The organism is Arenimonas sp. SCN 70-307, from assembly GCF_001724815.1.
Classification (GTDB): domain Bacteria; phylum Pseudomonadota; class Gammaproteobacteria; order Xanthomonadales; family Xanthomonadaceae; genus Arenimonas.
The window spans coordinates 1-17,384 of record NZ_MEDO01000020.1 but is presented as its reverse complement, the minus strand read 5'-3'; the positions used below and the strand labels follow the sequence as shown (position 1 = coordinate 17,384).

Sequence of the window (17,384 nt, the reverse complement as noted above, 5' to 3'; positions counted from 1 at the left end):
CTGTCCGCCCTTGACCGTCACGTATGCCAGCGGGCAGTTTAGGGCAGGCACCCGCCCCTGGACACAAAGGCGCCGCGAGGCGCCGGCCCGCCATGACTTCTGCAAGCGACGTACTCATCGCCGCCACCGACTTTTCCGAGCCCGCCGGCCTCGCGACCGAGCGTGCCGCGGCCCTGGCGCGCGGCCTCGGCTGGCATTTGCGCCTGCTGCACGCGCTCGGCGATGGCGACTGGATCGAACGGATGGCGCAGGGGCTGAAGGGCGAGTTCTCGATCGAACTCGCGCGCCGCACGGCCGGCTCGCGGCTGTCCCGCGAGCGCGAGCGCCTGCTCGAAGCCGGCGTGGCCGACGTCGATTACGAAGTGCTCGACGGCACGCTGCCGGCGCTGCTGCCGCAGTTGTTGCACGAGGGGGAGCGCGGCGTGGTGGTGATGGGCGCGCAGGGTGAAACCGGGCTGCGCCAGGGGTTGCTGGGCTCGACGGCCGACCGGGTGCTGCGCGCGGGCGCGCTGCCGGTCCTGCTGGCACGGCAGGGAGGCGGCCAGGCCTACCGGCGGGTTGCGCTGGCCACCGATCTCGGCGAGCCCTCGCTGCATGCCGCCAGGCTCGGGCTCAGGCTGGCGCCGGGGGCCGATTTCCACCTGCTGCACGCCATCGAAATCCCGCCCGACCGCAACATGGCCTTCGCCCACGCGCGACCCGAGACCCGCGAGGCGTTCCATCGCGAAGCCCGCGAGCTGGCTTTGCGCCGGCTGCAGGTGTTCGAGTCAGCGCTGGGCCTCGCCGTCGCGCCCACCCGCGCCGTGCGCGAAGGCCCGCCCGCGGCCGTGCTCGCGGCCTTCGTGGAAGAAGCGCAGATCGACCTGGTGGTGCTGGGCTCGCGTCCGCGGGCGCGTTGGGAGGCAAACCTGCTGGGCAGTACGGCCCTGTTCGCCACGCACCGCTTGCCCTGCGACGTCCTGCTGGTGCCGGGCGTCGCCTAGCCGGCGGGGGCGCCTCAGGGCGCCATGCGCTGGGTCGTGGCCGGGCCGGAGGCCACCACTAGCGCCGGGGCCGGCGGCTGCGCCGGCGGAGTCAGGCGCTGGACCCGGAAGAAGGTGTGGTCGCCGATGGTCGCCACCCGCGGGGCGCTGGCCCAGGCCGGGTTGGCCAGGTCCAGGGCGGCGAAGTGGCTGGCCCCGGGCACCACTTCCCGGCGCTCGCCGGGCGGCAACTGCCAGTCGGCCTGGGCCTGGAAGGCGACCTGCACGGCCCGTTCCCAGGCCTCGAGGTTCTTCATCCGAAGGCCGGGGTGGACGATGGTGGGCGCGAACTGCTTGCGGGCGGTGACCACCTCGCAGATCGAGTCCCCCCACTGGCCGCTGTCGCGGCGGCGCAGGGCGACCTCGGCCACGGCGCGCTGGCCCAGCTCGGACTGGTTGCGGGCCTCGAGGTAGACCGTCGTCGCCAGGCACAGCGGGTCGGCGGCTGGCTGGGGAAGGATCGAGGCCAGCCAAAGGACGAAAGACAGCTTCATGGCGGAACTCCTTGCTCCGTTGCGCCGCACTTTCCCGTCCGCCCGAGGGCGGGCCTGCTTGATGGAACGGGCAGGGAGGGGCCGTGCGGCCTGGCGTTTTGGGGATGGACGAGCCGGGCTCGCATTCCGGGGTCGCGGGTCAGGTTGGGCGACCCCCTGGAATCCCCGCCAAGCCATGCGCTGCGGGGCCGTTTGACGGCGCGGCCCGAGGCCGGGCGCCGTGTCCAGCGGCGCATACTACGGGGGAAAACCGAACCTTGCCTGAACGGCCTTCGCCAAGCCTTTGATTTGTATTGGAGTAACTACTCAGAGTGCCGCGGCCAGGCGGCTGCCCTGGTCGATGGCGCGCTTGGCGTCGAGCTCCGCGGCCACGTCGGCGCCGCCGATCAGGTGGGCCTGCACGCCGGCCACCTGCAGCGGCTCGAGCAGCTCGCGCAGCGGCTCCTGGCCGGCGCAGACGACCACGTGGTCGACCGGCAGGAGCTGCTCGCGGCCGTCGACCCGGATGCGCAGGCCAGTGTCGTCCACGCCCAGGTACTCCACGCCGCCCAGGGCCTGCACGCCCTTGGCCTTTAGGGCGGCCCGGTGGATCCAGCCGGTGGTCTTGCCCAGGCGGGCGCCGGGCTTGCCGGGGCTGCGCTGCAGCAGCCACAGCTCGCGCGCCGGCGCCTCGGGGCGGGGCGCGGCCAGGCCGCCGGGGCCCTCGAAATCCGGCGCCACGCCCCATTCGGCCATCCAGCGGCCGGTGTCGAGGCTGGGCGAGTGGCCCTCGTGGACCAGGAACTCGGCCACGTCGAAGCCGATGCCGCCGGCCCCGATGATGGCCACCTTGCGGCCCGGCACCACCCGGCCCTGCAGGACGTCGAGGTAGCTCACCACCTTGGGGTGGTCGGCGCCGGGGAAATCGACCTTGCGCGGCCGGATGCCGGTGGCCAGCACCACGGCGTCGAAGCCGGCGTTGGCCAGCTCGGCGGTGCCCACGCGCTGGCCCAGGCGCAGCTCGACGCCGGTGGTTTCGATCTGTTTGCCGAAGTAGCGCAGGGTCTCGTGGAACTCTTCCTTGCCCGGGATCGTCTTGGCCAGGTTGAACTGGCCGCCGATCTCGGCCGCGGAGTCGAACAGGGTCACCTGGTGGCCGCGCCCGGCCGCCACGGTGGCGCAGGCCAGGCCGGCCGGGCCGGCGCCGACCACGGCGATCTTCTTGGCCACCTGCACGGGCAGGTAGTTGAGCTCGGTCTCGGCGCAGGCGCGCGGGTTGACCAGGCAGCTGGCGCGCTTGTTGACGAACACGTGGTCCAGGCAGGCCTGGTTGCAGGCGATGCAGGTGTTGATGTCGTCGCGGCGGCCCTCGCGGGCCTTGTTCACCCAGGCCGGGTCGGCCAGCAGCGGGCGCGCCATCGAGACCATGTCGGCCTGGCCGCCGGCGAGGATGGCCTCGGCCACCTCGGGCATGTTGATGCGGTTGGTGGCCACCAGCGGCAGCGAGACGTGCGGCTTGAGCTTGGCGGTGACGCCGGCGAAGGCGCCGCGCGGCACCGAGGTGGCGATGGTCGGCACCCGGGCCTCGTGCCAGCCGATGCCGGTGTTGATGATGCTGGCGCCGGCGGCCTCGATGGCCCTGGCCTGCATCACGATCTCGTCCCAGGCCGAGCCGCCCTCGACCAGTTCGAGCATCGAGAGGCGGTAGATGAGGATGAAGTCCGGACCCACCGCCTCGCGGATGCGGCGGACGATCTCGACCGCGAAGCGCATGCGCTTCTCCGGCGTGCCGCCCCAGTCGTCCCGGCGCTTGTTGGTGCGCGCGGCCAGGAACTGGTTGATGAGGTAGCCCTCCGAGCCCATCACCTCGACGCCGTCGTAGCCGGCCTCGCGGGCCAGGCGCGCGGTGTTGACGAAGGCGCGGATCTGCCGCTCGACGCCCCAGGCGGTGAGCGCGCGCGGCGTGAGCGGGCTGATCGGCGCCTTGGCCTTGGAGGCCGACACCAGCAGCGGGTGCGCCGCGTAGCGGCCTGCATGCAGTATCTGCAGGCAGATGCGCCCGCCGGCCTCGTGCACGGCCCGGGTGACGATGCGGTGCTTGTGCACCTCCCAGGGCCAGCTGAGCTTGCCGGCGAAGGGCTTGAGCCAGCCCACCAGGTTCGGGGCGATGCCGCCGGTGACCATCAGGCCCACGCCGCCCTCGGCGCGCTCGCGGAAGTACGCCGCCAGCTTGGGGAAATCGCGGGCGTGGTCCTCCAGCCCGGTATGCATCGAGCCCATCAGGACGCGGTTGGGCAGGGTGCAGTGGCCGAGGTCGAGCGGCTGGAAAAGGTGCGGGTAGGGCGTGCTGGACATGGTTCTGGCGGGCGGAACGACTCCGGGCACCTTGCCCGTTCCGGCGCCCGCGGACAAGGCGGGCGCGCCGGCGGCGTCCGCGTGCGACGCCGACATCCGTTCATGCTTCTGGCACCATACCTTTCGTTCGCCCTCGCCAGCACGGACCGTCCATGACCGCCCACGACCCCCGCTCCGCCAAGCGACCCGAACCCGACCAGTCCATGGTCGACATCGCCAACTACGTCACCGACTACTACATCGGGTCGTCCGAGGCCTACACGACGGCGCGCTACATGCTGCTCGACTCGCTGGCCTGCGCCATGCTGGCCCTGCGCCACCCCGAGTGCGTCAAGCACGTCGGGCCGGTGGTGCCGGGTGCCACGCTGCCGGGCGGCGCCCGCGTGCCGGGCACCTGCCACGAGCTCGACCCGGCCCAGGCGGCCTACAGCATCGGCACGCTGGTGCGCTGGCTCGACTTCAACGACACCTGGCTGGCGGCCGAATGGGGCCACCCTTCGGACAACCTGGGCACCATCCTGGCGATGGGCGACTACCTCAGCCGCAAGGCCGAGCGCGAGAACGGCAAGCCCATCACCGTGCGCGACATCCTGACCTGGGCGATCAAGGCCCACGAGATCCAGGGCTGCTACGCGCTCAAGAACAGCTTCAACAAGGTGGGCCTCGACCACGTCGTGCTGGTGCGCCTGGCCTCGAGCGCCATCGCCACGCACATGCTGGGCGGCGGCAAGGAGGAAATCGTCAACGCCGTCAGCCACAGCTGGGCCGACGGCGGCGCGTTGCGGGTCTACCGCCACGCCCCCAATGCCGGCCCGCGCAAGGGCTGGGCCGCCGGCGACGCCTGCCGCCGCGCGGTGGTGCATGCGCTCAACGCCATGAAGGGCTGCGTGGGCTACCCGGGCGCCATCAGCGCCAGGCAGTGGGGTTTCGCCGACGTGGCCTTCAAGGGGCGCGAGTTCGAGTTCGAGCGCAGCTTTGGCAGCTACGTGATGGAGAACATCCTGTTCAAGATCAGCCATCCGGCCGAATTCCACGCCCAGACGGCGGTCGAGTGCGCCATGCAGCTGCATGCCAGGGTGGCCGGCCGGATCGACCAGGTCGAGCGGGTCGTGATCGAGACCCAGGAAGCAGGGGCGCGGATCATCGACAAGACCGGCCCGCTGCACAACCCGGCCGACCGCGACCACTGCCTGCAGTACATGGTGGCCGTGCCGCTCATCTTCGGCCGCCTCACGGCCGAGGACTACCTGGACGCCGTGGCCGCCGACCCGCGCATCGACGCCCTGCGGGCGCGCATGGAGGTCCGCGAGAACCCGGGCTTCACCCGCGACTACAACGACCCGGACAAGCGCTACATCGGCAATGCCGTCGAGGTCTTCTTCAAGGACGGCAGCTCCACCGGCCGGGTGGCGGTGGATACCCCCATCGGCCACCGCGAGCGCCGGGGGGAGGGCATCCCGGCCCTGCTGGCCAAGTTCGAGTCGGCCATTGCGGGCCAGCTCCCGGCCAAGCGGGTCCGGCAGGTGCTGGACCTGACCGGGGACACCTCCCGGTTCGAGGCCACCCCCATCCACCGCTTCATGGAGCTCTTCACGCCCTGAAACCCGCGCTTGCAGTGATCGTCAGCCTTTGTTAGATTCCCGTTAACTTTCGGGTCGTTAAGTTTTCCAGGCGCCAAGCGCCGCGAAGCCAGATACCCAAGGTCCGCAGCGTTGAAGCAATTCCCCCGTCGAATCAATGGAGCAAATCATGAAGAAGAAACTCCTGTGCTGTGCCCTCCTGGGCGCCATGGCGTTCACCCAGTCCGCGATGGCGCAGGACTTCGATGATCGTTGGTACGTGAGCGGCGGCGTGGGCGGCAACGTCCAGGACGACGACCGCGGCACCGGCGACGTCCCGTTCGTCACCCTCGGCTTCGGCAAGTTCGTCACCCCGAACTGGTCGATCGATGCCGAGCTGAACTACCAGAACCCCCAGATCGGCAGCAGCGACCTCAACTTCAGCCAGTACGGCCTGTCGCTCGACGCGCGCTACCACCTGCTGAAGGAAGGCCGCAACTGGAACCCGTTCTTCCGCTTCGGCATCGGCACCCAGCGCGTCGAGGAGGAGTTCGACAACTTCCCGAGCCCGAACTCGCCGGGCCAGCGTGAGGACTCCGCCATCGCCGCCACCATCGGCGCCGGCCTGCAGGCTGACTACGGCCGTTACGCGCTGCGCGCCGAAGTGGCCGCCCGCGGCGTGACCGACGACACCTCCGTCATCGCCCCGGGTTCGGACACCTTCACCGACCTGCTGGCCCAGCTGACCGTGCTCGTGAAGCTCGGCGACCTGCCGGCCCCGGTCGTGCCGGAAGAGCCGAAGCCGCAGGTCACCTGCGCCGACCTCGACGACGACGGCGACGGCGTGAACAACTGCGACGACAAGTGCCCGGGTTCGGTTGCCGGCCAGGCCATCGGTCCGGACGGCTGCCCGGTGCCGCTGACCATCGACCTCAAGGGCGTGAACTTCGACTTCGACAAGGACACCCTGCGTCCGGACGCCGTGGCGATCCTCGACGAGGCCGTGTCGATCCTGCAGAAGTACCCGCAGCTGCGCGTTGAAGTCGCCGGCCACACCGACTCGGTCGGTACCGAGCAGTACAACCAGGGCCTGTCCGAGCGTCGCGCCCGCACGGTGTACAACTACCTGACCGGCAAGGGCATCGACGCCGGCCGCCTGGTGGGTCCGAACGGCTTCGGCGAGAGCCGTCCGATCGACACCAACGACACCGCCGAGGGTCGTGCGCGCAACCGCCGCACCGAGCTGAACGTGCAGAACTAAGCACTACGCTCGAAAGCAACACGCGAAGCCCGGCCTTGTGCCGGGCTTCGTTTTTCTGGCCGCCGTGATTGCGTCGCCGCCATTGCGCGCCTAAGCTTGGCCCAGTCCGTTCCCCCGCCGGTGCCAGATGAAACACGCCTCGCTCGCGCTGCTCGCGCTCTGCCTTCCGTCCCTCGCCGCGGCCGCCGGCCCGGCCTGCCAGGCTTCGGTGCTCGCGCCGCTTCCGGCTTCGGTGCCGGCCCCGGAGATGCGCTACGCCACGCCCGCGGCCAGCTGCCTCGAGATCAACGCGGTGGCCTACGTGCAGCGCCTGCGCCGCCCGGCCCCGGCGCCGGCCGCGCCGGCCGCCGCCGCGCCGGCGGACGGTTACGTGCAGAAGACGCAGTTCGACAATTCGCCCTGGCGCTTCGACATGAACCAGAACGGCCGTCGCATGACCGCCGAAGAGTTCGATGCGTGGATGAAGGCCAAGGGCATCCGCGTCGCCACCGGCAAGCCCGGCGGCAGCGCCCAGTCCGCGCCCGCGGACGCGCCCGCCGCGGCCCCGGCCGCCGCGGCTTCCTGCCAGCCGAGCGCGACGCTTACTTGCTGAAGCGGTAGTGGGCGACCAGCCACTGGCGGCCGCCCTCGTAGCCGAACAGTTCGGCGCAGGCCATCCAGAACATCCGCCAGCGCTGGTGCCAGCGCGCGGCGTCCTGCGCGCCGTAGGTGGCCGTCAGCACCCGCATCACTTCCTCGCGGTTGCGGTCCTGGTTCTCGAGCCAGTGGTTGGCCGTGCGCTCGTAGTGCGTGCCCGGAACGAGCCAGCGCTGCTCGAGGGTGAGGTCGTCCTGGAAGTGCAGCAGCGTGTCGGCCGAGGGCATCAGGCCGCCGGTGAAGAAGTAGCGGCCCATCCAGTTGTCCTCGCCCTCGGTGAGGAAGGGGTACATCAGGTAGCGGTGGGCGAAGATGTGCACGAACAGCTTGCCGCCCGGCCTCAGCCAGCCGGCCACGTTGCCCAGCAGGCGCTTGTAGTTGCGCATGTGCTCGAACATCTCGATCGAGACCACGCGGTCGAAGCTTTCGGCCGGCAGCTCGAGCCGGTTCACGTCGCAGGTGAGGATCTGCACGTTGCCCAGGCCGCGCCTGGCCGCCTGCGCCAGGATGTGCTCGCGCTGGCTGCGTGAGTTCGACACGCCGGTGATGCGCGCGTTCGGGAAGCGTTCGGCCATCCACAGCGTCAGCGAGCCCCAGCCGCAGCCCAGTTCGAGGATGTGCTGGCCGTCGGCCAGTTCGGCGCGTTCGCCGTAGAGCGCCAGCATCGCGTCCTCGGCCTGTTCGAGCGTCTCGCTGCCGGTGGCGTAGTAGGCGCTGGAATACTTCAGGCGCCGGCCCAGGCACAGCTCGAAGAAGCGCGCCGGCACCTCGTAGTGCTGCTCGTTGGCGGCGTCGGTTTCGATGGCGATGGGGCTGTGGCGCAGCTCGGCCAGCAGCTCGCGGAAGCGGCGGTCGGCCAGGTCCAGGTCGCCGGCACCTTCCTCGCGCAGGCGCTGCTCACACAGGCGGCGGATGCCGAGGCGGGTCAGGGCGTCGGGCAGCAGCCCGCGCTCGCACAGGTCGATCAGGGACATCCGTTACTCCGGGGACGGGGCCGCCTTGCGCGGCGGCCAGGGAAAGAAGGCGCTGACTTCGCGCTGGTAGCGACGGTAATCCTCCCCGCGGCTGCGCTCGGCCTGGGCTTCGGTCCAGGGAATGCCGCTCACGCGGTAGAGGAAGGCGAACATGATCACCGGTCCGGCCAGGCTGAGCCAGAACAGGCCGCCGCCGACGGCCAGCAGCACGTAGGCGAACCAGTGCAGCCACTCGAAGAAATAGTTCGGGTGCCGCGACCAGCCCCACAGGCCATCGCGGCAGGTCTTGCCGGCATTGGCCGGGTTGGCGCGGAAACGCGCGAGCTGGCGGTCGGCCAGCGACTCGCCTGCCATCGCGCCCAGCCAAACCACGATCGCCAGCACCGCCAGCGGTCCGAAGTGCAGCGTGGCGTTGTCGGCCGCGGCCAGGAAGGGCAGGGCGAAGAGCGCGACCACCAGCGCCTGCATCTGGAAGAACACGAAGAACTTCACCGGGCTGCCGTCCCAGGCGGCGCGCAGGGCGCGGTAGCGGCCGTCCTCTTCCTCGTTGAGCACGCGGTGCAGCAGGTGCAGGCACAGGCGCGCGCCCCAGACGCTGCCGAACATCGCCACCAGGCCGCGCGCCAGCGGCGTGCCGTCGCCCACCGCGCCGACGAACAGCGCCGCCAGCGCCATCAGCCCGGCCCAGCCCACGTCGACGTAACCGACGTTGCGCACCTTCATCGAAAAAGCCCAGAGCGCGACCATGGCCAGGGCCGCACCGGCCCACACCAGGCCCAGGGCGCTCCAGAGGCTCATGCCGGGGCCCTGTGGTCCCGGGCCAGGCCGGCGGCCAGCCGCTGGTCGAGGTGGAACAGCAGCGGCAGCACCGCGGCCCAGCCCACCGCCAGCGCGCCGATCACCCAGGCCACCGGGGCGCCGAAGCTGACGGCGTCGAAGGCTCCGGCGGCGGTCCAGTAAGCCAGCGGCCCGCCAACGAGGCCGAGCACCATCGCAGCCAGCGGGCGCTCGCGCAGGAAGCCCATGGAGTGGTTGAGCGTGAGCGTGAAGCCAACCCACAGCGACCAGATCCACACCGGTGCCAGCGAGGCCCAGGGCCAGGCCTCGGCGTACACCAGCCAGCCCGAGGCGGCGAAGGCGCTGTCGAGCGCCAGGCCCAGCGGCATGGCCACGGCGAGCAGGCGCAGGTCGGCGCGGGCCTTGCCGCCGAAGCGCAGCACCAGCGCGGCGAACAGCGCCGCCGCGAGCGGGCCGGCCCAGGGCAGGCCGGCGCCGGCGCCGGCCACGCTGGCCAGCCACACGGCCTGGAAACCCACGACGTTGCCGGCAGTCAGGAGGGAGCGGTGCATGTCAGGTGGCCTCCGGGGCAGGCAGGTACTGGTCGCGACGGTTGCCCGGGCGGGCCAGCAGCAGGTGCACGTCGCCGATCGAGCGCTCGAGGAAGCCGCCCTCGCAGTAGGCCAGGTAGAACTCCCACATGCGGATGAAGCGCTCGTCGTAACCCTGCGCACGCACCTCGTCGAGGCGGGCCAGGAAGCGCTCGCGCCAGGCGCGCAGGGTCAGCGCGTAGCTCGGGCCGATGTCCTCGAGGTTCACCAGGCGCAGGTCGCTGGCCCGGGCCGCGGCGCCGGTGATGGCGCTCACGCAGGGGATGAAGCTGCCCGGGAAGATGAAGCGCTTGATGAAGTCCACCGAGTGCAGGGCCTGCTCGTAGCGGTGGTCTTCGATGGTGATGGCCTGGATGAGCGCGAGGCCCTCGGGCTTGAGCAGCGAGGCGCACTTGGCCAGGTAGGTCTCGAGGTACTGGTGGCCGATGGCCTCGATCATCTCGATCGAGACGAGCTTGTCGTACTCGCCGCGCAGGTCGCGGTAGTCCTCGAGCAGCACCGTGACCCTGTCGGACAGGCCGGCCGCGGCCACGCGCTCGGTGGCCAGCGCGTGCTGCTCCTTCGAAATCGTGGTGGTGGTGACGCGGCAGCCGAAGCGCGAGGCGGCGTGGATGGCCATGCCGCCCCAGCCGGTGCCGATCTCGACCAGATGGTCGGTGGGCCGCAGGTCGAGCTTGCGGCAGATGCGCTCGAGCTTGCGGAACTGCGCCTGCTCGAGCGTCTCGGACGCGTCGGCGTAAACCGCCGAGGAGTACATCATCGACTCGTCGAGGAAGAGCTTGAACAGCTCGTTGCCCAGGTCGTAGTGCGCGGCGATGTTCTTGCGGCTGCCGGCGCGGGTGTTGCGGCGCAGGGCGTGCCAGCCGCGCAGGGCCAGGCCGCCGAAGCGGGCCAGGCCGGTTTCCATGGCGTCGAGGCGGTCGCGGTTGATGACCAGCAGCTGCACCAGCGCCACCAGGTCATCGCAGCGCCACAGGCCGTCCATGTAGGCCTCGCCGGCGCCCACCGAGCCCTGGGCGGCGGCGGCGCGGTAAAAGCCCGGGTCGAGGATGTCGAGCTCGGCGCGCAGGCCGTCCGGCTCGCCCAGGGTCACCGTGCCCAGGGCGTCGCGCACCACCACCTGGCCACCGCGCAGTTCGCCCAGCGTGTCCAGCAGGCGCCGGCGCAGCAGGCGGTCGAGTGCGCCGTAGCGCGCCGCGCTTTGCTCGGGGCTGTCCAGGGTGTCGGCGGTGCTGCTCATTCAGGGGCTCCGGGGCTGGTTCGGGGGTGCGGGTGGAAGGGCGTGCGCTTGAGCCACAGTTGCGCGGCCTGCCAGTAGATCGCCGCCCCTACCTTGGCGGTGTGCAAGGGATACCGTGCCAGGCATGAAGCCAGCGTGTTCCCGGTCCAGGGCCGGCGCTCGAGCACCAGGGTGGCGTCGAACTCGGGCTTCTCGCCGTCGAGCACGTCCATGTGCACCCGCAGCTGCTCGCCGGGGGCCTGGAAGGCCCAGCGGTAGCGCCGCTGCATCGGCATGAAGGGCGAGACGTGGAAGGCCTTGTCGAAGCCCCAGTGCAGGGCCTGGCCGTGGCGCTCGGCCCCGGCCACGTCCAGCAGGTAGGCGTGGCGCTCGTCCCAGGGCGTGTTGGTGATCTCGGCCAGGATCCACTCCAGCGTCTCGCCGTCGTCGGCGAAGCCGTAGTAGAAGCTCACCGGGTTCATGGTCTTGCCGAAGTAGCGGCCGTGGGTGAGCAGGCGGATCGGGCCGCTCGGGCGGCGGCCCAGCGTGGCCTGCACGCGCTCGCGCACGGCGGTGTCGAGCGGCAGGGCCGGGTCGCCAAAATAGTCGCGGCGGCGGAACTGGGCCAGGTTGGGGCGGTTGATCGACCAGAACCAACGGCCGGCGAAGAGCTCGTCGAGCTCGGCGAGATCCACGTAAAGCTGGAAGACGCGGTAGCGGAAGGCGTGCTCGACCGGTGCGAAGCGGCGATGCCGCACCCAGCCTTCGTAGATGGCCGAGTTCAGGGCCATTGCACGCCGAGCGCGCGCGCCACTTCGACGCCGCTGCGCAAACCGTCCTCGTGGAAGCCGAAGCCCCAGTAGGCGCCCGCATACCAGGTGCGGTTGTGTCCGCTGATCTCGCCGCGGCGGGCCTGGGCCGCCACCGAGGCGTGGGTGTAGACCGGGTGGTGGTACTGCATGCGCGCCAGCACCTTGGCCGGGTCGATCTCGCGCGCGCGGCCCAGGGTGACCACGAAGGGCTCGGGGCTGTCGAGCGACTGAAGGTGGTTCATGCAGTAGCTGACGGTGCAGGCCGCGCCCGGCTCGGCCGGCACGTAGGCGTTCCAGGCCGCCCAGGCCTTGCGGCGGCTGGGCAGCAGCCGCGCGTCGGTGTGCAGCACGGTCTCGTTGGCCTGGTAGGGGATGGCGCCCAGCACCTCGCGCTCGGCCGGCGTGGGGTCGGCCAGCAGGGCCAGGGCCTGGTCGCTGTGGCAGGCCAGCACCAGCTGGTCGAAGCGCTCCTCGCCCTGGTCGGTGGAGACGACCACGGCATCGGCCTCGCGGCGCACGCCGCGCGCCGGGCACGAGAGCCGCACGCGCACGTCCCAGGCGCGCTGCAGCGCCTCGATGTAGCTCGACGAACCGCCGGTCACCACGCGCCACTGCGGGCGGTCGCTGATCTGCAGCATGTGGTGGTTGTCCATGAACCGGGCCAGGTACTTGGCCGGGAAGGACTCGATGGTTTCCGAGGGCGAGGACCACAGCGCCGAGGCCATCGGCACCAGGTGGTCGCGCACGAACAGCTCGGAATAGCCGCCCTCGCGCAGGTAATCGCCCAGCGAGGGGCCGTCGCCCGGGGTCGCCAGCAGCGCCGGCGCCTCGCGGTAGAAGCGGCTGATCTCGCGCACCATGCGCCAGAAGCGCGGCGACACCAGGTTGCGGCGCTGGCAGAACAGGCCGTCGAGGTCGGTGGCGTTGTACTCGAGCCCCTTGGCTGCGTCCTGCACCGAGAAGCTCATGGTGGTGGGCTGGCTGGGCACGCCGAGCTGGTCGAGCAGGCGGGTCAGCAGCGGGTAGTTGCCCGGGTTGAAGACGATGAAGCCGCTGTCGACCGAATACGTGCGCCCGGCCTGCTCAACGCGGTGCGTGTGCGTGTGGCCGCCCAGGCGCGCCTCGCGCTCGAACAGCACCACCTCGTGCTGGCGCGAGAGCAGCCAGGCCGCGCCGAGGCCGGCGATGCCGCTGCCGACGACCGCGATCCTCATGCGGCCTCCCGGCGCACGTGGCGCAGCGCCTCGGGCACCGGCCGCAGGTCGCTGACCAGGCCCAGCAGCGCCATCAGGCGCAGGCCGAGGTAGGTGAGGTCGAGCTCGTACCAGGCGAAGCCCTGGCGGGCCGAACCCGGGTAGTGGTGGTGGTTGTTGTGCCAGCCCTCGCCGAAGGTGAGCAGGGCGAGCAGGGCGTTGTTGCGGCTGTCGTCGCGGGTGGCGAAGCGTCGGCTGCCCCAGCGGTGGGCCAGCGAGTTGATGGTCACCGTGACGTGGAAGAGCACCACCGTGGAGACGAAAAAGCCCCAGATGAGCAGCTGCGGGCCGTTCGTGCCCAGGCCCGGGTAGGCGCCCTCGAGCCAGGCGCCCAGCGCGTACAGGCCCGCGGCCAGCAGCACCGGTACCAGGATGTCGAAGCGGTCGAGCAGGCGCAGCTCGGGGAAGCGGGCCAGGTCGCGCACGGCCTCGAGGTCGGTGCGGAAGCCGCGCGGGGTGAGGAACCAGATCATGTGGCTGCGCCAGAAACCGTGGCGCGGCGAATGCACGTCCTGGTCGGTGTCGGCGTGGCGGTGGTGGTGGCGGTGGTGGGCGGCCCACCACAGCGGCCCGCGCTGCACCGAGGCCGCGCCGAGCACGGCGAAGGCGAACTGCACCGGCCGGGAGGTGCGGAAAGCCTTGTGCGAGAAGTAGCGGTGGTAGAAGCCGGTGATGGCGAACATGCGCGCGGCATAGAGCACCACCGCCGTCCAGAAGGCGAACCACGAGAAGCCCACCCAGATCACGCCCAGGCAGGCCAGGTGCAGGCCGACGAAGGGCAGCACGCGCAGCCAGGCGACGCGGTCGGGGTCGCCGGTGTCGGCGGGCGCGGCGCTGGTGTCGAACCACAGCGCCACCGCGCGCAGCGCGCGACGCCAGATCGGAAGGGGATGCGAATCGGGGGACGAATCAGGAGCCATGGTGGATATGGTCGCGCAGGCCACGGTGATGGGTCGGTGAACCGACCTCGCGGGGCGCCGGCGCAAGACCGAAGGCTAGCGCGTGCGCCGCCGCCTGCGCCATGCTGCGCGCATGCCTCGTCCGTCCCAAAAACCCAAGGCCGCGCCGCGCCACGGCGTGGCGCGCGTGCTGTCCAAGCTGGGCCTGTGCTCGCGCACGCAGGCCGCGGCCTGGGTGGCGGCCGGGCGCGTGGCGGTGAACGGGCGCGTGGTGCGCGACCCGGAATTCCCCGTACGCCAGGGAACGGATGCGCTGTCCGTCGATGGTCGTGCGCTGGACGCGGCCGAGCCGGTGTACCTGGCGCTCAACAAGCCGCGCGGGCTGGTGACCACCACCAGCGACGAGCGCGGCCGCGACACCGTCTACCGCTGCCTCGAGGGTGCGGGCCTGCCCTGGCTGGCGCCGGTGGGCCGGCTCGACCAGGCCAGCGAGGGCCTGCTGCTGATGAGCAACGACCCGGCCTGGGCCGCCGCCATCACCGACCCGGCCACCGGGCCGGACAAGACCTACCACGTGCAGGTGGACGCGGTGCCCGACGCCGCCCTGCTGGCCGCCCTGGAGGCCGGCGTGGACGACGCCGGCGAGCGGCTCTCGGCCCGGCGCGCCCGCCTGCTGCGCAGCGGCGGCAAGACCGCCTGGCTCGAGATCGTGCTCGACGAAGGCCGCAACCGTCAGATCCGCCGCCTGCTGGCCGCGCACGGCCTGGAAACCCGGCGCCTGGTGCGCGTGGCCATCGGCCCGGTGGTGCTGGGCGAACTGGCCAAAGGTGCTTGGCGACGGCTCAGCGATGAGGAAATCGCTGCGCTGGCGCCGAGAGGGCGGGCGGCCGGTTAGCCGCCCGCGGGCTGCAGGCTCAGCCCTTGATGACGCCCAGCTCGCGGCCGACGCGGATGAAGGCGTCGATGGCGCGGTCGAGGTGCTCGCGGGTGTGGGCGGCGCTCATCTGGGTGCGGATGCGGGCCTGGCCCTTGGGCACCACCGGGAAGAAGAAGCCGATCACGTAGATGCCTTCCTCGAGCAGGCGCGAGGCGAACTTCTGCGCCAGCGGGGCGTCGTAGAGCATCACCGGCACGATCGGATGCACGCCCGGCTTGAGGTCGAAGCCGGCCGCCGTCATGCGCTCGCGGAAGTAGGCGGTGTTGGCCTTGAGCTGCTCGCGCAGGTCGCCGGCGGCGGCCAGCATGTCGAACACCTTGGTGCCCGCGGCCACCACGTGCGGCGGCAGCGAGTTGGAGAACAGGTAGGGGCGCGAGCGCTGGCGCAGCAACTCGATCACCTCGGCGCGGCCGGTGGTGAAGCCGCCCAGCGCGCCGCCCAGCGCCTTGCCGAGCGTGCCGGTGATGATGTCGATCTTCTCGAGCACGCCCTTGACCTCGGCGCTGCCGCGGCCGGTGTCGCCCAGGAAGCCGGTGGCATGGCATTCGTCGATGTGCACCAGCGCGTCGTACTTGGCCGCCAGCGCGGTGATTTCGTCGAGCGGCGCGATGAAGCCGTCCATCGAGAACACGCCGTCGGTGGTGATCATGATGGTGCGCGCGCCGTCGGCCCTGGCCTGCTGCAGCTGCTTCTCGAGGTCGGCCATGTCGCAGTTGGCGTAGCGGTAGCGCCTGGCCTTGCACAGGCGCACGCCGTCGATGATCGAGGCGTGGTTGAGCGCGTCGGAGATGATGGCGTCCTCTTCGCCCAGCAGCGGCTCGAACAGCCCGCCGTTGGCGTCGAAGCAGGCGGCATAGAGGATGGTGTCCTGCTTGCCGAAGAAGGATGCGATCTTCGCCTCCAGCTCCTTGTGCAGGTCCTGGGTGCCGCAGATGAAACGCACCGAGGCCATGCCGAAGCCGTGCGTGTCGAGCGCGTCCTTGGCGGCCTGGATCACCGCGGGGTGGTCGGCCAGGCCCAGGTAGTTGTTGGCGCAGAAGTTGAGCACCTTCTTGCCGTCGGCCAGGCTGATCTCGGCCGACTGCGGGCTGGTGATCACGCGTTCGGCCTTGAACAGGCCCTGTTCGCGGATGGCTTCGAGTTCGGCGGCGTAGCGGGCGAGGGCGGGCGAGGTCATGCGGGGCTCGGTGGCTGGGGGAACAGCCGCCAATTATGCCTGTGCCGCTTTGCTGCACTGCCGCATGAATTATGCTCGGGCTTGGTGGACACTGCCGCTCAAAATATTCAACAGCTGGCCCGGAATCATCAACGCCCGGCCGGGCCCGGTAAAACAACAGCGCCACCGCCCTTTGACTGCCCCAACCTGACGAGGAATTCCCGATGCATACCCCGAAGAAGCTGCTTCCGTTCGCCCTCGCCGCCGCGCTGCTGGCGCTGCCGCTGGCCGCCACCGCCCAGGACGAGGCCGCCGAAGAAGAGGAGTCGATGTTCAGCTGGAACGCCGCCCTCTCCTCCGACTACCTGTTCCGCGGCGTCTCGCAGAACGACGAAAAGCCGACCCTGCAGCTGGGCGCCGACCTGAACTTCGGCAGCGGCTTCTACGTCGGCGTCTGGGCCTCGAACGTGGACTTCGGCGCCGGCGGCCCCGACGTCGAGCTCGACACCTACATCGGCTGGAACACCGACCTGAGCGAGCGCGTCAACCTCGACCTGGCGCTCAACCGCTACAACTACATCGGCGAGCAGGACGGCTACGGCGCGCTCGACTACAACGAGTTCCTGGGCGTGGTCACGCTGGACGAGACCTGGTCGTTCACCCTGGGCTACACCAACGACGTCTACGCGCTCGACGACGACGGCTTCTACTACGGCCTCGGCGGCAGCTTCGACGTCGGCCACGGCTGGGGCCTGGACATCACCGTCGGCCAGAGCACCTTCGGCAGCTCGACCGGCATCGACGACTACATGGACTACTCGATCGGCGTGAACCGCGACCTCGGCCCGGTCAACATGGCCATCGGCTACTACGGCACCGACTCGTCGGGCACCGACAACTTCGGCGACGCCGCCGACGACCGCTTCATGATCACCTTCTCGATCGGCGGCTGATCCCGCACTGTCGCGAAACACGGAGCCGGCCGGTGCGAAAGCGCCGGTCGGTTTTCTTTTGCAGCGCCCGACAACCTGCGCTCGTGGAAGCTGGCCGGGGTGAAGGACTACGCCAACTACGTCTACGACGCCAGCAACCGCCTCACGGCGATCCAGAACACAGGCGGGGGCAACGTAACCGCCAAGGACACGGCCAGCTACACCTTCGACTACGGCAACCGCCTGCGCCTGGGCACCGGCCCGGGCGGCAGCGAGGGCTACCGCTATGACGGCCACGGCCGCCGGGCGCTGGCCTGGGTACCGGCAGGCGCCACGCTGAGCTTCTACGCGTTCAACGGCCAGCTGCTCTACCAGCACTCCACCCCGAAGGCCCGGGCGCTCGACCACGTCTACCTGGCCGGCAGCCTGGTGGCGATCCGCGAGGCCCCGTTCGCGGGCGGCAGCGAGGTGAAGTACCAGCACACCGACGCGCTGGGCAGCCCGGTGG

16 protein-coding genes and 1 pseudogene are annotated in these 17,384 nt (G+C 70.8%); 7 read left to right on the top strand and 10 right to left on the bottom strand.

Annotated features, from left to right (window positions below):
* The first annotated feature begins 92 nt into the window (after window positions 1-92).
* On the top strand, window positions 93-983 hold the full coding sequence (locus ABS41_RS11165; RefSeq protein ID WP_290594485.1) for a universal stress protein: 891 nt from the start codon (window positions 93-95) through the stop codon (window positions 981-983).
* 14 nt (window positions 984-997) lie between these two features.
* Here ABS41_RS11165 and ABS41_RS11160 read toward each other — a convergent pair whose 3' ends face one another.
* Both ABS41_RS11160 and ABS41_RS11155 read right to left on the bottom strand, forming a co-directional pair.
* Window positions 998-1,516 carry a cell wall hydrolase gene (locus ABS41_RS11160; RefSeq protein ID WP_290594483.1) on the bottom strand — a complete coding sequence of 173 codons (519 nt, stop codon included), beginning with the start codon at window positions 1,514-1,516 and terminating at the stop codon, window positions 998-1,000.
* A gap of 306 nt (window positions 1,517-1,822) precedes the next feature.
* Window positions 1,823-3,850: an NADPH-dependent 2,4-dienoyl-CoA reductase gene (locus tag ABS41_RS11155; protein WP_290594481.1), complete on the bottom strand. Its 2,028-nt coding sequence runs from the start codon at window positions 3,848-3,850 to the stop codon at window positions 1,823-1,825.
* Window positions 3,851-4,002: 152 nt separating this feature from the next.
* On the opposite strand from ABS41_RS11155, the gene ABS41_RS11150 reads away from it, so the two are divergent.
* From ABS41_RS11150 to ABS41_RS11140, 3 genes are all read left to right on the top strand, one after another.
* The gene (locus ABS41_RS11150) at window positions 4,003-5,451 is read left to right on the top strand and encodes a bifunctional 2-methylcitrate dehydratase/aconitate hydratase (RefSeq protein WP_290594479.1); all 1,449 of its coding nucleotides are present in this window, start codon (window positions 4,003-4,005) and stop codon (window positions 5,449-5,451) included.
* Window positions 5,452-5,599: 148 nt separating this feature from the next.
* The gene (locus ABS41_RS11145) at window positions 5,600-6,670 is read left to right on the top strand and encodes an OmpA family protein (RefSeq protein ID WP_290594477.1); all 1,071 of its coding nucleotides are present in this window, start codon (window positions 5,600-5,602) and stop codon (window positions 6,668-6,670) included.
* Between the two features lie 127 nt (window positions 6,671-6,797).
* A complete protein-coding gene (locus ABS41_RS11140; protein ID WP_290594475.1) occupies window positions 6,798-7,262 on the top strand; it encodes a hypothetical protein in 465 nt (154 codons plus the stop codon).
* Here the strand turns inward: ABS41_RS11140 and ABS41_RS11135 are convergent.
* From ABS41_RS11135 to ABS41_RS11105, 7 genes are read right to left on the bottom strand one after another with little or no spacing between them, the layout of a single operon-like run.
* A complete protein-coding gene (locus ABS41_RS11135; RefSeq protein WP_290594473.1) occupies window positions 7,252-8,280 on the bottom strand; it encodes a cyclopropane-fatty-acyl-phospholipid synthase family protein in 1,029 nt (342 codons plus the stop codon). The two genes, ABS41_RS11140 and ABS41_RS11135, sit on opposite strands and share 11 nt — an antisense overlap.
* A 3-nt stretch (window positions 8,281-8,283) precedes the next feature.
* On the bottom strand, window positions 8,284-9,027 hold the full coding sequence (locus ABS41_RS11130) for a DUF1295 domain-containing protein (RefSeq protein WP_290594551.1): 744 nt from the start codon (window positions 9,025-9,027) through the stop codon (window positions 8,284-8,286).
* Window positions 9,028-9,074: 47 nt separating this feature from the next.
* Window positions 9,075-9,629, bottom strand: coding sequence for a DUF2878 domain-containing protein (locus tag ABS41_RS11125; RefSeq protein WP_290594471.1), 555 nt, complete (start codon window positions 9,627-9,629; stop codon window positions 9,075-9,077).
* Between the two features lies 1 nt (window position 9,630).
* Window positions 9,631-10,908 (bottom strand): cyclopropane-fatty-acyl-phospholipid synthase family protein, encoded by a 1,278-nt coding sequence (locus ABS41_RS11120; RefSeq protein ID WP_290594470.1) that lies wholly within the window; start codon window positions 10,906-10,908, stop codon window positions 9,631-9,633.
* Window positions 10,905-11,678, bottom strand: a complete 774-nt coding sequence (locus ABS41_RS11115) for a DUF1365 domain-containing protein (RefSeq protein WP_290594469.1) — start codon at window positions 11,676-11,678, stop codon at window positions 10,905-10,907. Before ABS41_RS11115 ends, ABS41_RS11120 begins: the two co-directional genes overlap by 4 nt.
* On the bottom strand, window positions 11,669-12,913 hold the full coding sequence (locus ABS41_RS11110) for an FAD-dependent oxidoreductase (protein WP_290594468.1): 1,245 nt from the start codon (window positions 12,911-12,913) through the stop codon (window positions 11,669-11,671). The genes ABS41_RS11115 and ABS41_RS11110 overlap by 10 nt, the downstream gene beginning before the upstream one ends.
* Window positions 12,910-13,872: an acyl-CoA desaturase gene (locus tag ABS41_RS11105; RefSeq protein ID WP_290594466.1), complete on the bottom strand. Its 963-nt coding sequence runs from the start codon at window positions 13,870-13,872 to the stop codon at window positions 12,910-12,912. The genes ABS41_RS11110 and ABS41_RS11105 overlap by 4 nt, the downstream gene beginning before the upstream one ends.
* Window positions 13,873-13,984: 112 nt before the next feature.
* On the opposite strand from ABS41_RS11105, the gene ABS41_RS11100 reads away from it, so the two are divergent.
* Entirely contained in the window at window positions 13,985-14,746 is a 762-nt protein-coding gene (locus ABS41_RS11100) for a pseudouridine synthase (protein WP_290594464.1), read from the top strand.
* Window positions 14,747-14,765: 19 nt separating this feature from the next.
* On the opposite strand, the gene kbl is transcribed toward ABS41_RS11100, so the two are convergent.
* A complete protein-coding gene (gene kbl, locus ABS41_RS11095; protein WP_290594462.1) occupies window positions 14,766-15,965 on the bottom strand; it encodes a glycine C-acetyltransferase in 1,200 nt (399 codons plus the stop codon).
* 203 nt (window positions 15,966-16,168) lie between these two features.
* Between kbl and ABS41_RS11090 the strand changes: the two genes are divergently transcribed.
* Window positions 16,169-16,897 carry a TorF family putative porin gene (locus tag ABS41_RS11090; protein ID WP_290594460.1) on the top strand — a complete coding sequence of 243 codons (729 nt, stop codon included), beginning with the start codon at window positions 16,169-16,171 and terminating at the stop codon, window positions 16,895-16,897.
* A 99-nt stretch (window positions 16,898-16,996) separates the two neighbouring features.
* Window positions 16,997-17,384: pseudogene (locus ABS41_RS11085) on the top strand (hypothetical protein); the annotation flags it as partial.

Bases quoted from the DNA above. Each gene is read 5' to 3' on its own strand.
- ABS41_RS11110 (WP_290594468.1), bottom strand. From the start codon at position 12,913: ATGAGGATCGCGGTCGTCGGCAGCGGCATCGCCGGCCTCGGCGCGGCC.
- ABS41_RS11140 (WP_290594475.1), top strand. From the start codon at position 6,798: ATGAAACACGCCTCGCTCGCGCTGCTCGCGCTCTGCCTTCCGTCCCTC.
- ABS41_RS11090 (WP_290594460.1), top strand. From the start codon at position 16,169: ATGCATACCCCGAAGAAGCTGCTTCCGTTCGCCCTCGCCGCCGCGCTG.
- ABS41_RS11105 (WP_290594466.1), bottom strand. From the start codon at position 13,872: ATGGCTCCTGATTCGTCCCCCGATTCGCATCCCCTTCCGATCTGGCGT.
- ABS41_RS11125 (WP_290594471.1), bottom strand. From the start codon at position 9,629: ATGCACCGCTCCCTCCTGACTGCCGGCAACGTCGTGGGTTTCCAGGCC.
- ABS41_RS11160 (WP_290594483.1), bottom strand. From the start codon at position 1,516: ATGAAGCTGTCTTTCGTCCTTTGGCTGGCCTCGATCCTTCCCCAGCCA.
- ABS41_RS11165 (WP_290594485.1), top strand. From the start codon at position 93: ATGACTTCTGCAAGCGACGTACTCATCGCCGCCACCGACTTTTCCGAG.
- ABS41_RS11100 (WP_290594464.1), top strand. From the start codon at position 13,985: ATGCCTCGTCCGTCCCAAAAACCCAAGGCCGCGCCGCGCCACGGCGTG.
- ABS41_RS11135 (WP_290594473.1), bottom strand. From the start codon at position 8,280: ATGTCCCTGATCGACCTGTGCGAGCGCGGGCTGCTGCCCGACGCCCTG.
- ABS41_RS11115 (WP_290594469.1), bottom strand. From the start codon at position 11,678: ATGGCCCTGAACTCGGCCATCTACGAAGGCTGGGTGCGGCATCGCCGC.
- kbl (WP_290594462.1), bottom strand. From the start codon at position 15,965: ATGACCTCGCCCGCCCTCGCCCGCTACGCCGCCGAACTCGAAGCCATC.
- ABS41_RS11120 (WP_290594470.1), bottom strand. From the start codon at position 10,908: ATGAGCAGCACCGCCGACACCCTGGACAGCCCCGAGCAAAGCGCGGCG.
- ABS41_RS11145 (WP_290594477.1), top strand. From the start codon at position 5,600: ATGAAGAAGAAACTCCTGTGCTGTGCCCTCCTGGGCGCCATGGCGTTC.
- ABS41_RS11150 (WP_290594479.1), top strand. From the start codon at position 4,003: ATGACCGCCCACGACCCCCGCTCCGCCAAGCGACCCGAACCCGACCAG.
- ABS41_RS11155 (WP_290594481.1), bottom strand. From the start codon at position 3,850: ATGTCCAGCACGCCCTACCCGCACCTTTTCCAGCCGCTCGACCTCGGC.
- ABS41_RS11130 (WP_290594551.1), bottom strand. From the start codon at position 9,027: ATGGTCGCGCTCTGGGCTTTTTCGATGAAGGTGCGCAACGTCGGTTAC.